The 12563-nt window shown below is 49.6% G+C and carries 17 protein-coding genes; 11 read left to right on the forward strand and 6 right to left on the reverse strand.

All coding sequences use genetic code 11. The features are described from left to right. The first annotated feature begins 2 nt into the window (after window positions 1-2). Window positions 3-749 carry a polyketide synthase gene (locus OVA33_RS13210; RefSeq protein ID WP_017418088.1) on the forward strand — a complete coding sequence of 249 codons (747 nt, stop codon included), beginning with the start codon at window positions 3-5 and terminating at the stop codon, window positions 747-749. A 36-nt stretch (window positions 750-785) separates the two neighbouring features. On the opposite strand, the gene proC is transcribed toward OVA33_RS13210, so the two are convergent. Continuing rightward, complete coding sequence (gene proC / locus OVA33_RS13215; protein ID WP_017418087.1) at window positions 786-1625, reverse strand: pyrroline-5-carboxylate reductase; 840 nt, start codon at window positions 1623-1625, stop codon at window positions 786-788. Between the two features lie 396 nt (window positions 1626-2021). Between proC and OVA33_RS13220 the strand changes: the two genes are divergently transcribed. From OVA33_RS13220 to OVA33_RS13240, 5 genes are all read left to right on the forward strand, one after another. After that, on the forward strand, window positions 2022-2981 hold the full coding sequence (locus OVA33_RS13220) for an MBL fold metallo-hydrolase (RefSeq protein ID WP_017418086.1): 960 nt from the start codon (window positions 2022-2024) through the stop codon (window positions 2979-2981). A 5-nt stretch (window positions 2982-2986) separates the two neighbouring features. After that, window positions 2987-3763, forward strand: a complete 777-nt coding sequence (locus tag OVA33_RS13225; protein ID WP_071181824.1) for an SDR family NAD(P)-dependent oxidoreductase — start codon at window positions 2987-2989, stop codon at window positions 3761-3763. 16 nt (window positions 3764-3779) lie between these two features. Then, window positions 3780-5129: a D-serine ammonia-lyase gene (dsdA, locus tag OVA33_RS13230; RefSeq protein WP_128974097.1), complete on the forward strand. Its 1350-nt coding sequence runs from the start codon at window positions 3780-3782 to the stop codon at window positions 5127-5129. A 75-nt stretch (window positions 5130-5204) separates the two neighbouring features. Then, entirely contained in the window at window positions 5205-6164 is a 960-nt protein-coding gene (gene coaA, locus OVA33_RS13235; protein WP_003153290.1) for a type I pantothenate kinase, read from the forward strand. Between the two features lie 24 nt (window positions 6165-6188). Further along, window positions 6189-6578 (forward strand): VOC family protein, encoded by a 390-nt coding sequence (locus tag OVA33_RS13240; RefSeq protein WP_025649819.1) that lies wholly within the window; start codon window positions 6189-6191, stop codon window positions 6576-6578. Window position 6579: 1 nt separating this feature from the next. On the opposite strand, the gene OVA33_RS13245 is transcribed toward OVA33_RS13240, so the two are convergent. The 5 genes from OVA33_RS13245 to OVA33_RS13265 all read right to left on the reverse strand — a co-directional run bounded on the left by OVA33_RS13245 (window position 6580) and on the right by OVA33_RS13265 (window position 9871). After that, complete coding sequence (locus OVA33_RS13245; RefSeq protein WP_017418083.1) at window positions 6580-6747, reverse strand: DUF4083 family protein; 168 nt, start codon at window positions 6745-6747, stop codon at window positions 6580-6582. Between the two features lie 86 nt (window positions 6748-6833). Continuing rightward, window positions 6834-7904: an AI-2E family transporter gene (locus tag OVA33_RS13250; RefSeq protein ID WP_014418301.1), complete on the reverse strand. Its 1071-nt coding sequence runs from the start codon at window positions 7902-7904 to the stop codon at window positions 6834-6836. A gap of 73 nt (window positions 7905-7977) precedes the next feature. After that, the gene (locus tag OVA33_RS13255) at window positions 7978-8184 is read right to left on the reverse strand and encodes a YqzH family protein (protein WP_003153294.1); all 207 of its coding nucleotides are present in this window, start codon (window positions 8182-8184) and stop codon (window positions 7978-7980) included. A gap of 100 nt (window positions 8185-8284) precedes the next feature. After that, a complete protein-coding gene (locus tag OVA33_RS13260) occupies window positions 8285-8629 on the reverse strand; it encodes a YolD-like family protein (protein ID WP_017418082.1) in 345 nt (114 codons plus the stop codon). Between the two features lie 15 nt (window positions 8630-8644). Further along, window positions 8645-9871 carry a DNA polymerase IV gene (locus tag OVA33_RS13265; RefSeq protein ID WP_017418081.1) on the reverse strand — a complete coding sequence of 409 codons (1227 nt, stop codon included), beginning with the start codon at window positions 9869-9871 and terminating at the stop codon, window positions 8645-8647. Window positions 9872-10086: 215 nt separating this feature from the next. Here OVA33_RS13265 and OVA33_RS13270 point away from each other — a divergent pair, with 215 nt between their 5' ends. The 5 genes from OVA33_RS13270 (at window position 10087) to OVA33_RS13290 (ending at window position 12527) form a co-directional block, all read left to right on the forward strand. Next, entirely contained in the window at window positions 10087-10557 is a 471-nt protein-coding gene (locus OVA33_RS13270; RefSeq protein WP_014418298.1) for a GNAT family N-acetyltransferase, read from the forward strand. Between the two features lie 12 nt (window positions 10558-10569). Then, a complete protein-coding gene (locus OVA33_RS13275) occupies window positions 10570-10914 on the forward strand; it encodes an antibiotic biosynthesis monooxygenase family protein (RefSeq protein WP_007409393.1) in 345 nt (114 codons plus the stop codon). After that, window positions 10911-11879: a GNAT family N-acetyltransferase gene (locus OVA33_RS13280; protein ID WP_025649818.1), complete on the forward strand. Its 969-nt coding sequence runs from the start codon at window positions 10911-10913 to the stop codon at window positions 11877-11879. Before OVA33_RS13275 ends, OVA33_RS13280 begins: the two co-directional genes overlap by 4 nt. Before the next feature lie 71 nt (window positions 11880-11950). Beyond that, window positions 11951-12313 (forward strand): iron-sulfur cluster biosynthesis family protein, encoded by a 363-nt coding sequence (locus OVA33_RS13285; protein ID WP_025649817.1) that lies wholly within the window; start codon window positions 11951-11953, stop codon window positions 12311-12313. Further along, the gene (locus tag OVA33_RS13290; RefSeq protein ID WP_003153307.1) at window positions 12288-12527 is read left to right on the forward strand and encodes a DUF2552 family protein; all 240 of its coding nucleotides are present in this window, start codon (window positions 12288-12290) and stop codon (window positions 12525-12527) included. Before OVA33_RS13285 ends, OVA33_RS13290 begins: the two co-directional genes overlap by 26 nt. The last annotated feature ends 36 nt before the right edge of the window (window positions 12528-12563 follow it).

Here is a 12563-nt window from a genome sequence, read left to right on the forward strand (position 1 = left end):
ACATGAATCCAATGATTGATGTACAGGAAACAGAACCGGGCATTGTGCAGGTCACAATGCAGGATACGGCCGGGAAAAACGGGCTGTCAGAAGAGTTTGTCAGAGAGCTGCACCGGGTATTCCAAGACATCAATGCCCATTCGTCCTATAAAACCGTCCTTCTGACGGGTTACGGAAATTATTTCTGCACGGGAGGAACGCAGGAGGGGCTTTTGACCATTCAGAGCGGAAAGCTCCAATTTACAGATTTAAAGCTTCACAGTCTTTTATTGGATTGCAGGATTCCCGTGATTTCCGTCATGCAGGGGCATGCGATCGGAGCCGGCTTTACGATCGGTCTGAGCTCGGATTTCGTGATTTTAAGCAGGGAGAGTTTTTATTCTTGTAATTATATGAAGTACGGATTTACACCGGGAATGGGCGCGACGTATATTGTGCCTGAAAAACTGGGAATTGTCCTCGGGGAAGAAATGCTGTTTACGGCCGCGAATTTCAGCGGCGCCGCTCTGGAAAAACGGGGAGTTCCGTTTGAAGTGCTGCCGAAAAAAGACGTCCTTCAAAGAGGCCGCGAATTGGCCCGGCTGCTGGCGGATAAACCGAGAGCCTCACTGGTTGCGCTGAAAACCAATGTGACCGCACGGATCAAAAGAGAGCTGACAAAAGCGGTTGAGGAAGAGGTGAACATGCACGAAGCCACATTCCATCTTCCTGAAGTAAAAGAGAGAATCAGCCGCTTATACGGCAGTTAAACAGAATGAAAAAAGCATGGGAAGCCCCATGCTTTATCACTGGTCCGTCTTTTGCAGAACGGAGCCTGCGAATTGTTCTTTAATTTCGGCGCTCCGGGCTGCGGTTTCTGCGATGCAGTGCATGATGGCTTCTTCAAAGCGGCGCTCGTCTAATGCGCGAAGGCCTGCTTCAGTCGTGCCGCCCGGGCTTGTGATTTCCTTGCGCAGGCGTTCAGGCCGTTTGCTGCTTGTTCTGAGCATTTCCGTCGCCCCGGCCATGGTTTGTAAAATCAGCTCTTTTGCCGTTTCTTCCGGCAGGCCGGCTTGAAAGGCGGCTTTTTCCATTGCTTCGACATACCGATACACATAGGCGGGACCGCTTCCGGCAATGGCTGTGACGGCATCAAGGTGTTTTTCTTCAAAGCGCGTCGCTTCTCCGATTGTTTCCAGAAGCTCTTTTGCCGTCCGGATTTCAGCTTCACTCGCCTCGGAGCTTGCGGAAAAACCGGTCGCCGATTGCTGAATGGCCGCGGATGTATTCGGCATCGCCCGGATGATGGTGAGCTTTCTGCCGAAATATTGCTGAATCGTGTGAATCGTCAGCCCTGCGATGACAGAAATCACAAGCTGATCTTTCACGTATTCGCGAATGTTCTCAATGCTTTCTGCCGCATCTTTCGGTTTAAAGGCGAGAACGATAATGTCGGTATTGCTGAAAAACTCTTCTTTATCCCGGCACGGTTTCACTCCGTACGTTTTTTGGAGCTCTTCAAGCCGGCTGTCATTTGAGCGGTTTGTCATATATATATGTCCGGGGGCTGTCATTCCGCTTAGCAGCAGTCCGTTCACCATTGCTTCCGCCATTGATCCGGCCCCGATAAAACCGATTTTCTTCATATAAATCCTCCTTCTTCTCAAAACACAAAAAAACCTTCCCGTCAAAAAGGACGAAAAGGTTTCGCGGTACCACCTTACATTAGCACGAATCAGCCGTGCTCAGCTCAAATCCCGTAACGAGGGGGTACGTTTAGGTTTTCCTAACCGCTCTGAGGGCAGGTTCTGTAAACAAGAGGGCCGCAATGTCTTTCAGCCGGGGACATTGCTCTCTGCTGCCGTTGTTTATATACTAGTTCCTCGTCATCGCGTTCCGTGTTTTCTAGTTTGTTGTTCATTATGCTATGCGCAAGAGCGGGATGTCAATCTTTTTTTCCGATATGCGGCAATAATGACACAGTGAAAAGAAAACGCTAAAATATGATTATTCAGGAATGAAAAGAACGAAGGAGCGTAAACATGGCAGCGAGAAAGATCATTCCGATACGTGTGCCGACTCCGTTTGCAGTCGGCGACGTTATCGTTTATTTAGTAAAAGATGAAGCCTTAACCCTTATTGATTGCGGCCCGAATACAAAGGAAGCGGCTGAATCGCTCTCATTGCAGCTTAAGGAACACAGGGTTTCTGCGGCGGATATAGAACAGGTGGTGCTCACTCATCATCACGCAGATCATTCAGGTCTGCTGCACCTTTTTTCCGAGGATACGGAAGTAATAGGGCATCCGCTGAATGACAGGTACATTACTCAGGATCAGTCGTATATCGCCCGGCAGGAGGACTTTTTCCTGTCGCTTATGACTGAAATGGACGTTCCCCTGACGCCTGAAGACATACATAAAACAGTTAAGCTGTCATACTTATTTTCTGCAAACCGTCCGTTAACGAAAACAGTGGGAGAAGGCGGAAAAATTGACGGGCTTAACGGCTGGACGGTGCTCGAAATCCCGGGCCATGCCGCTTCTCACATTGCGCTCTACCATGAAAAAAGCGGTGAAATGTTCAGCGGCGATCTGCTTTTGTCCAACAGCTCCACCAATCCGATTCTGGAAGCTCCGGAAAAGGGGGGCGTGCGCGCGGCCCCGATGCTCGACTACTTGAACTCAATGAAGCGGCTGTATGACTTAAACCCGTCCTTATTATATCCGGGACACGGCGATCTGTTGACAGACGTAAAGCCTGCTTTTGACAGGCGGCTTGAAAAACAGAGAAACCGGTCGGAATATGTGCTGCGCCTGTTGTCAGAGGATACGCTGACGGCTTTCCAGGTATGCCGGCGGCTGTTTCCGGCTGTGTATGAAAATGAAATGTTTTTAACGATGTCAGAAACGATCGGCCATCTTGACGTGCTGGCCGCCGAAGGGAAGGCTGTATCCTTTCAGTCGGGGAACACTCTGATGTTTAAAGCTGTGAAGGGGTGAAGGAAATGGGCAGATTAACGGATAAGCGGATTTGGATCACCGGAGCATCCGGCGGACTCGGAGAACGGCTTGCATATTCCTGCGCGGCAGAAGGAGCTCATGTTTTTTTATCCGCGAGGCGGGAGGACCGCTTGCAGGAAGTGAAAAAGACGATTACCGCGCGCGGCGGGCAGTGTGATGTCATTCCGTTTGACGTCCGGCATGCAGAAGAGGCTGAAAACGTAAGGCGTTTGATCGGTCATGTTGACGTATTAATCAACAACGCCGGCTTCGGCATTTTTGAAACGGCCGCTGATTCATCTTTGGATGATATGAAGGCAATGTTTGAAGTCAACGTCTTCGGATTAATCGCCTGTACGAAGGCCTGTCTTCCTGTGATGCTTCATGCGAAAAGCGGCCATATTATCAATATCGCCTCACAGGCCGGCAAATTGGCGACGCCGAAATCAAGCCTTTATTCCGCTACGAAACACGCCGTTTTAGGGTATTCCAATGCGCTGCGGCTTGAGCTGGCCGGTACGGGTGTAGCTGTGACAACGGTTAATCCCGGTCCAATCAAAACAGACTTCTTTACAATTGCAGATAAAGAGGGCGGTTATGTGAAAAGCGTCGGCAGATGGATGCTTGATGCCGACCGTGTGGCAGAGCGTATTACATCCGTAATTCTGACGGATAAACGGGAAATGAATCTTCCGCGATGGATGAGTCTCGGGACGAAGCTGTATCAGCTTTTCCCTTCGTTTACAGAAAAACTGGCCGGCCGCGCATTAAAGAAAAAGTAACAAGGGGGAGAAAGGAATGTCCGACCGGGATATACACAAGGCATTGATGGCAGAGCCTATAGTCAGGCAAATGGCGGAGGCGCGTGAAGTACTTTGGATCAACCCGCATAAAACCGATGATCCAGTAAAGAATGGCGCTGAATGGAAAAAGGAGATTGCCGAAGCGGAAGAAAGACTGCGCCGGTTTGCGCCTTATATCGCGTCGGCTTTTCCGGAGACGGAAGCGGCGGGAGGCCTCATTGAGTCTCCGCTTGTCTTCATCAATGAAATGAAAAAGCGTCTGGAACAAAGCGCCGCTCAGGCTTTCCCAGGGCGTCTGCTTTTGAAATGCGACAATGAACTTCCGATTTCCGGTTCTATTAAAGCGCGCGGCGGGATTTATGAAGTGCTGAAGCATGCCGAAGACCTCGCGGTAAAAGCGGGAATGCTCTCAACAGACGATGATTACAGCATATTGACTGAGGAACGGTTTACCGCTTTTTTCTCAAAATACTCTATAGCCGTCGGTTCTACGGGCAATTTAGGTCTGAGTATCGGCATAATCGGCGCGAAGCTCGGCTTTTGTGTGACCGTTCATATGTCCAGTGACGCAAAGCAGTGGAAAAAGGAGCTGCTCCGGGAAAAGGGGGTTCGCGTCATCGAATATGAAGCAGACTACAGTCTGGCTGTCAAAGAGGGGCGCATGCAGGCGAAGCAGGACTCTTATTGTTATTTTATTGATGATGAGCATTCCCGGGATCTGTTTTTGGGGTATGCCGTTGCGGGAAGCCGTGTGAAAAAGCAGCTCGGTCAAATGAACATAAAGCCTGATGCAGATGAACCGCTTTTCGTTTATTTGCCGTGCGGGGTCGGAGGAGGCCCGGGCGGCGTCGCGCTTGCGCTAAAGCTGATCTATGGCGAGCATGTCCATATTTTTTTCGGTGAGCCGACGCATTCACCGTGTATGCTGTTAGGACTGTTTTCCGGCTTGCATGACGGAATCAGCGTGCAGGATATCGGTCTTGATAATCAAACGGCCGCCGACGGACTCGCGGTGGGAAGGCCGTCCGGACTGGCCGGCCCTCTGATGGAGCCTATACTAAGCGGCTGTTATACCGCCGATGACGGCACGCTTTTTTCGCTGCTTTTTCAATTAAGGGCGGCCGAGAATAAGAGCCTTGAACCCTCTGCACTCGCCGGACTGGCCGGAGCCGTCAAGGTCGTTCAGACCGAAGCCGGAAACCGTTATATAAAAGAACGGGGGCTTGAGATGGAAAATGCCGTGCACCTTGTGTGGAGCACCGGCGGAAGCATGGTTCCGGAGGAGGAAATGGAAGAGTACAGCCGGATCGGTTCCTCATTTGTGAAAAAAATGGGCAGACAGTGAAGCGGTTTTCCGTTACAATCTTTGTAAGCGTTTGTTTTTTTATCGGAAAGCCATACAGAGAGATTGGTGTGAATTGTGAAAAGTAAAGAATTGAACTTACATACATTGTATACGCAGCACAGCCGCGAGTCGTGGGCCGGATTCGGCGGCCACCTTTCCATTGCCGTTTCAGAGGAAGAAGCCAAGGCCGTAGAAGGGCTGAATGACTACCTGTCGGTGGAAGAAGTAGAAACGATTTACATTCCGCTTGTGCGCCTGCTCCATCTTCATGTCACGTCTGCCGCAAGACGGAATCAGCATGTCAATGTGTTTCTGAAGCATCCGCATTCAGCGAAAATCCCGTTTATCATCGGAATCGCGGGCAGCGTCGCCGTCGGCAAAAGCACGACGGCGAGAATTTTGCAAAAGCTTCTTTCCCGTCTGCCGGACAGGCCGAAGGTGAGCCTGGTGACAACCGACGGTTTCTTGTATCCGACGGCGGAATTAAAAAGAAAAAACCTTCTGTCCAGAAAGGGATTCCCGGAAAGCTACGACGTGAAAGCGCTGCTTGAATTTCTGAACGATATAAAGTCAGGGAAAGAGAGAGTGGAGGCGCCCGTATACTCCCATCTTACGTATGACAGGGAAGAGGGCGCCGTCGAGGTTGTCGAAGGTGCGGATATCGTTATTATCGAAGGAATCAATGTCCTGCAGTCGCCGACATTAGAGGACGACAGGGAAGATCCGCGGATTTTTGTATCGGATTTCTTTGATTTTTCGATCTATGTGGATGCCGAAGAAAGCCGGATTTTCACGTGGTATTTGGAGCGTTTCCGCCTCTTAAGAGAAACCGCTTTTCAGGATCCGGCTTCTTATTTTCATAAATTTAAGGATTTGTCTGATGCAGAAGCGGATACCATGGCCGCCTCCATTTGGGAGAGCGTCAACCGTCCGAATCTGTATGAAAATATCCTGCCGACAAAATTCAGATCGGATTTGATTTTGAGAAAAGGTGATGGCCATAAAGTTGAAGAGGTGCTGGTAAGGCGGGTGTGATGTGAGGAGGAAGCGAATATTATGATACATCATATTGAGTTGTATGTATCTGACTTGAAAGCCTCCGCCCGGTTTTGGGGATGGTTTTTAGGTGAGCTCGGTTATAGAGAATTTCAAAATTGGGACTCCGGCATCAGCTGGAAAAACGCAGGATTTTATGTTGTGCTTGTACAGACAGAGGAGCGTTTTTTAACACCGGAGTACCACAGATGCCGGGTCGGGCTGAACCATCTGGCTTTTCATGCTGCATCAAGAGAGCAGGTTGACGAGATGACAGAAAAGCTGCTTGCCAGAGGATGCCCCGTGCTTTACAGGGACCGCCATCCATATGCAGGCGGAAGCGCGCATTACGCCGTATACACGGAGGACCCGGATCGGATAAAAGTGGAGCTCGTTGCTCCTGCTTCTGAATGAACTATAACTTTTCGTTTTTTTCTTCGCGCAGCGCGTCGAGTTTCTTTTCGATTCTGTCCAATTGTATGCGGCGCTTGTTCAAGCTTCTGAATACGTATATCACGGCAAACAGGAAAACCGCGGCTGCAATAAATGAAATCAATTGAAAAATGATATCACCGATGTTCATCTTTTTTACCTCCGTGTGCGGCGGGCTTCTTCAGCCCGCCGTTTTTTCATTTTGACCGATGTGAAGACATGGGGGATGAATCATTCCTAGCTTTGTGTTTTTCTGAGAATGAATAGTTTCTGCATGTGGCTTATGACCACTTTTGCGGCCGCATATCCCGGAATGGCCAGCAGCATCCCGGCAATTCCTGAGAATTTGCCGGCGGCAAGCAGAAGAAAAATAATGGTCAGCGGGTGAATGTCCAGCTTCCGTCCCATAATTTGCGGGGAAATCAGCTGGCTTTCAAGCTGCTGGACAATGACGACGACCGTAATCACCAGCACCGCCTCGGTCGGTGAATCGAACAATCCGACAATGACTCCGGGAAATGTGCCGATCCAAGGCCCGATAAACGGAATCAGGTTTGTCACCATGGCGAACGCGCCCAGAACGAGCGGATAATCGAGCCCGATTATAAAATAGCCGATTGTGACGAGAACGCCGACACAAAAACTGACGAGCAGCTGTCCTTGTATGTATGAACTGAGAGCTTCATCCATGTCCCGAAGGATTTGTTTTCCTTCTTTTTGATGTTTTTCCGGAAGAAGCCGCAGCAGTCGCCGGGGGGCTTTGTGTCCTTCTTTTAACATGTAATACAGCGCAAACGGAATAATGGCTGCGGTGATGGCGGCATTGGCAGCCGTACCGGCCAGGCTGCTGAGAGAATCAGCGATTGAACCGGAATAATTTGCGGCTTTGTCTGCTAATTTTTTAAAGGAATCCCCATGCTGAAGCCGGGAAAACCATTTGCTGTCCTGAAGATGCCCGATCCAATTTTCAGCTTTTGCGGAAAGCTCCGGAATATGATCTGTGAAGGCTGTAAACTGTTTTTGAACGGCAGGGCCCGCCGTATAAAGGAAGAGGACAAAAAGGCCGGCTGTTCCCGCATAAATCGCTAAAATCGCGATTCCTTCGGGCAGCTTTAATTTCGCATGCAGCACTCTGACGAGCGGGCGGCACAAATAGTAAAGGACGCCCGATAATACAATAGGCGGAAACAAGGTTTTAACCGTAATCACAACAGGCTGGAACAAAAAGTCTATTAATGTTCCGAGATAAATGATGAGAAATAACAGAAGAACGGCATAGCCGATCCTGAAATAAGGCCCGACAGGCATATCCTGCACCACGCAATCTTTAAGGGTTTACTCTCGGACGTTTCCCTTATCGCCCGGTGCATAAACGTCCGTGTCAGGAAAACTGCCCCTGATTGGTGACGTAATCGTAGATAATATCTTCTACATGGGCATGGAGATCCTCATCGGGTTCTTCATTCCTTCTTTCTTCTAAAGCTTTTTTTAAACTCTGTTTTTCATAGGGGCTCAGCGGATCTGTCGACACATTCCGTCCATACTGGCGGAGGGCTTGTCCCAGCATTTTTTCTATAAATTGATCCATCATATATTCTCCTATTCTTGTCATTCATCTTTATTCTACTAAATATCATGTGATCCTCCCACTCTTCTATCATATTTTCTGTCAGGCCGGGGTGGGGATTTTATTCCAATTCAGCTGAGAGAATACGATGAAACGGCAGCGTTAACGCATCTTCATCGTTTATGATTTTTAAACGTTTTTCGTCATGCATCACTTGTTTTACCCAGCCCCAAAAGCGGCGGGGGCCGTGTGCGGAAGCGTAGGTGACCGAAATGGCCCTGTCTTCTTCAATTGACGCCGCAATGATGCGGTTCATGTCGTTCAGTTGCTCTTCGCTCAGTTCCGGAGGCCGGAATTCCCGTTCTTTTCGTTTTTTCGCAAGCAGCTGCTCCCGATGTTCGGGCAGCATCATCCGGCTTGATTCCCACATGACATTATACCCGGGTGTTAATTTGTTCGGATTCATGTATATCACCTCAAGTTATTTGTAATGCCCGCCGATTTTTTCAGCCCGGTGAAAGGCTTGGCCGGCCTCTGTCAGTGAAGCGGCATGGAGGAGCGACGCAGGGCCGTACCGCTCATGAATATCATCCAATACTTTGCCGAGACTGATCTTTTTTTCCTGGGCATCGAACAGGCTCAGCTGAACATAATCACAAGGCTCCAGCTGGGAAAGGGAGACGCCGGCGCTGCGGACGGGCTCACCGTTCCAATGCTCTTTGAAGAGCTTGACAGCCGCTTTAAAAATATCCATTCCGAAATTAGTCGGAGACACCAGCTTTCTCTGTCTGTGAAAACCTGAAGGGAATTCAAAATCAGCGCCTCTGATGCTGACCGAAACCGTATGGCCGATATATTGTTTGAAACGGGCGCGGCGGGCCACTTCTTCGCTTAACTCCAGCAGCACGACTTTAATATCCTCAAAGCGGCTGTAGTCTCTCGGGAGGGTCATGTTATGGCCGATCGCTTTTTGCCGGCTGTGCGTGTTGACGGTGACCGGAGAGGGATCGATGCCGCGGGCTGTCCGCTGAAGCAATTCGCCGTTAATGCCCCAGCGTTTTTTCAGCAGTTCGGTTGGGTGCCCGGCAAGCCCGCCGATTGTGCTGATGCCCATCCGTCTTAAATGATGCTCCATCCGTTTTCCGATGCCGAATAATTTTCCGACCGGCAGCGGCCACAGATCCTGCCTGATATTTGACATATCCAATCTGTGGATGCCGGATGCGTTTTTTTTGGCAAAATGGTCGCAAGCCATTTTCGCGAGCGCCTTATTCGGCCCGATGCCGACACGGGCATAAATTCCGAATTCACGCATAATCGCTTGCTGAATGCTTTTGGCAATTGTAAAAGGATCACCGAACAGCCGCCTGCTTCCGGTCACGTCGAGAAACTGCTCATCGATGGAGTAGGGTTCTACAAGATCGGTATACCGTTCAAACAGTTCGGTAATCATGACGGATACATCAATATACCGCTGCATCCGCGGACGGACAATAACGGCGTCGGGACATTTGGCCTGCGCTTCCCACAGCCGTTCGGCATTTTTTACGCCGTATCGTTTGGCGAGCGGACAAGCCGCAAGCACGACGCCGCTGCGTCTTTCAGGATCTCCCGAGACAATCACGGGCCGGCTTTTGAGATGAGGCGCTTCCGCTTTTTCCACAGACGCATAAAACGATTGCATATCAACAAGAAGAATATCAGCCATAAAAAAACCTCCGGGAACGTTTGTTCTGTTTTTCATTGTACCCGAACAATGATCACGTTTATACTGGTAAATCATTCCCCGGCTGGAAGACTTGCTGATTCGTTTGCTTGAAAAGAAATCATTTACAATTGCAAACAACCCACATATAATTTTTTATATTCCAATGAGAAGAGCTGACATTCATTTTGCCGGACGAAAAGGAGAGTCAATCGATAATGGATATTCGAACAATTACCTCTGAAGACTATGAAATGGTTACGTCTGTTTTGAATGAATGGTGGGGCGGCAGGCAGATGAAAGACAAACTGCCGCGCTTGTTTTTTGAACATTTTCAGGACACAAGCTTTATCACGTACGGGCCGGAGGGAATGACCGGTTTTTTAATCGGTTTTCAGTCACAAACAGACCCTGAGACAGCCTACATTCATTTTTCCGGTGTGCATCCGGATTTCAGAAAAATGCAAATTGGAAAACAGCTCTACGACCGATTTATGGAGACGGTGAAGAAAAGGGGCTGCACAAAAGTCAATTGCGTGACGGCGCCTGTCAATAAAGTATCAATCGCTTATCATACAAAATTAGGCTTTGAAGTTGAAAAAGGAACCAAAACCGTAAACGGAATCCCTGTTTTTGCGAATTATGACGGCCCGGGAGAAGACCGGATTCTGTTTGTGAAATATATGTAGAGGGGGATGAATATGGGTTTTTTAGCTGACACGCCCAAACCGCCCTATTATGCGGTCATTTTTTCATCAATAAAGGGAAAATATGATGAGGAATATGAACATACGGCAGAGCGCATGATGAATTTGGCAGGCGGACAGCCGGGCTTTTTAGGCGCGGAAAGCGTTCGGGAGGAAAACGGCTGCGGCATCACGGTTTCCTACTGGGACAGCCTGGAGGCGATTAAAAGGTGGAAAGATCATACGGACCACCAGGCGGCAAAACAAAAAGGAAAAAGCGCCTGGTATGAAGCGTACGCGGTCCGCATTACGAAGACGGAGTCACAGCGGATGTTTGCGTCAAAAGGGGCGGAAGATTGATTACATTTTTACAGCATACACAAGAACAGACCGCGCGGGAAATTGCGGCGGTTCAGCGCTGCTCTTATCAAAAAGAAGCCGAGCTGATCGGCTTTTTCGGCATTCCCGCCCTGCATGAAACACCCGATGATATACAGCGGTCACGGGAGACGTTTGCCGGTTTCAAGGAAAAAGATCAGCTTGCAGGCGTCATTTCGTATGAAAAAAAGGGATATGACCTTGTCATATGCAGGCTGACGGTGCACCCGTCCGCCTTTCGGAAAGGAATCGGACGGGCGCTTCTTCAATTTGTGATAGACGAGAACCGGGACGCTCAAAAAATAGAGGCGGCTACCGCCAGCCAAAACGTTCCGGCAGTCTCTCTCTATTTAAAAACCGGGTTCACGGAAGCCGGACAGATTGAGACGCCGGAAGGGCTGACCCTCTCGTTTTTTCATCTTTATCCGAAGAGGAAAGCGGAAGTTGTTCCGTACAAGCCGGAATGGAAAGAAATGTTTGAAAGAGAGAAGGCGGACTTGATCCGAATCTTCGGCCCAGCACTTCATTCTGTCAGCCACATCGGCAGCACCTCCATCCCGCAGATGGCCGCCAAACCCGTCATCGATATACTGGCGGAGGTCAAAGATATTTTGGATGCCGACCGATTCAGTCCGCAGCTGGAAGCACTCGGCTATGAGGCGAAAGGGGAAAACGGGATAGAGGGCCGGCGTTTCTTTCAAAAAGGCGGCAGCAAGCGCACGCACCACGTTCATATATACGAAACAGGCCATCCGGACGTGAAGCGTCATCTGCTGTTCCGGGATTACCTCACTGCAAAGCCTGAAAAAGCGGCTCAATACATGGAACTGAAACGGCACCTCGCTGAGACATACCCATACGATATGGCAAAGTATAGTGAAGGGAAAAATGACTGGATCAAGGCGGCTGAACAAGAGGCAAAGGACTGGGAGAGCGGGCTGCTGTAAAGAAAGCAGAAACAATGCATACAGCGGCTCGGTATGCTACAATGGCGAAAATGAAAAACGGAGGATCATCTATGCAAATACATGTGACGGATGCGGCGAAACACACACTTCAGCAGGCGATGGACGCCAACCCGGGGAAAAAAGCGCAGCTCCGCTATGACGCAGAAGGCTGCGGGTGCGCGGTGAGCGGCGTGCCGGCCATCTGGCTGGCGGACGAATTAACGGGACAATGCGAAGCCATTGAAACCAACGGACTTCCGCTTTACATCCAGACCTCACAAAAAGTGTTTTTTGACGAGGAAATGACAATCGATTACAATGAAAAGGCAAAAACGCTCGTCTTAAAAAGCCCGGCAGAGATGCTGAGCCCGAGAATGAGCATATTAGTAAAGCAGGGAGAAACGGAAAGTGAATCAAAAGCTGAAAGCCATTAAACAGACGGCACAGCATAAAACGTGGGTATCCTTTCTGAACAACAACCACCCGTACAGTCTGCTGCACTGGTCCATCGGAGGCGCTGAATCCGTTCAGAAGGATGTCTGGCTGCTTCAGGATGAGATGACCTTCAAAGCGCAGGAGTTTACGACAATCGACCTCGCCATTGACTGGATCGGAGAAAATATGGACGGGATTACCGACGTTTTATGACGGGAAAGCGAAAGAACCAGCATACGTTCTTTCGCT

Source organism: Bacillus sp. KICET-1 (assembly GCF_027721405.1).
Lineage (GTDB): Bacteria > Bacillota > Bacilli > Bacillales > Bacillaceae > Bacillus > Bacillus velezensis.

Coding starts and splice junctions, on each gene's coding strand:
- OVA33_RS13210 (WP_017418088.1), top strand. CDS start 3: ATGAATCCAATGATTGATGTACAGGAAACAGAACCGGGCATTGTGCAG.
- proC (WP_017418087.1), bottom strand. CDS start 1,625: ATGAAGAAAATCGGTTTTATCGGGGCCGGATCAATGGCGGAAGCAATG.
- OVA33_RS13220 (WP_017418086.1), top strand. CDS start 2,022: ATGGCAGCGAGAAAGATCATTCCGATACGTGTGCCGACTCCGTTTGCA.
- OVA33_RS13225 (WP_071181824.1), top strand. CDS start 2,987: ATGGGCAGATTAACGGATAAGCGGATTTGGATCACCGGAGCATCCGGC.
- dsdA (WP_128974097.1), top strand. CDS start 3,780: ATGTCCGACCGGGATATACACAAGGCATTGATGGCAGAGCCTATAGTC.
- OVA33_RS13245 (WP_017418083.1), bottom strand. CDS start 6,747: ATGAACATCGGTGATATCATTTTTCAATTGATTTCATTTATTGCAGCC.
- OVA33_RS13250 (WP_014418301.1), bottom strand. CDS start 7,904: ATGCCTGTCGGGCCTTATTTCAGGATCGGCTATGCCGTTCTTCTGTTA.
- OVA33_RS13255 (WP_003153294.1), bottom strand. CDS start 8,184: ATGGATCAATTTATAGAAAAAATGCTGGGACAAGCCCTCCGCCAGTAT.
- OVA33_RS13260 (WP_017418082.1), bottom strand. CDS start 8,629: ATGAATCCGAACAAATTAACACCCGGGTATAATGTCATGTGGGAATCA.
- OVA33_RS13265 (WP_017418081.1), bottom strand. CDS start 9,871: ATGGCTGATATTCTTCTTGTTGATATGCAATCGTTTTATGCGTCTGTG.
- OVA33_RS13270 (WP_014418298.1), top strand. CDS start 10,087: ATGGATATTCGAACAATTACCTCTGAAGACTATGAAATGGTTACGTCT.
- OVA33_RS13275 (WP_007409393.1), top strand. CDS start 10,570: ATGGGTTTTTTAGCTGACACGCCCAAACCGCCCTATTATGCGGTCATT.
- OVA33_RS13285 (WP_025649817.1), top strand. CDS start 11,951: ATGCAAATACATGTGACGGATGCGGCGAAACACACACTTCAGCAGGCG.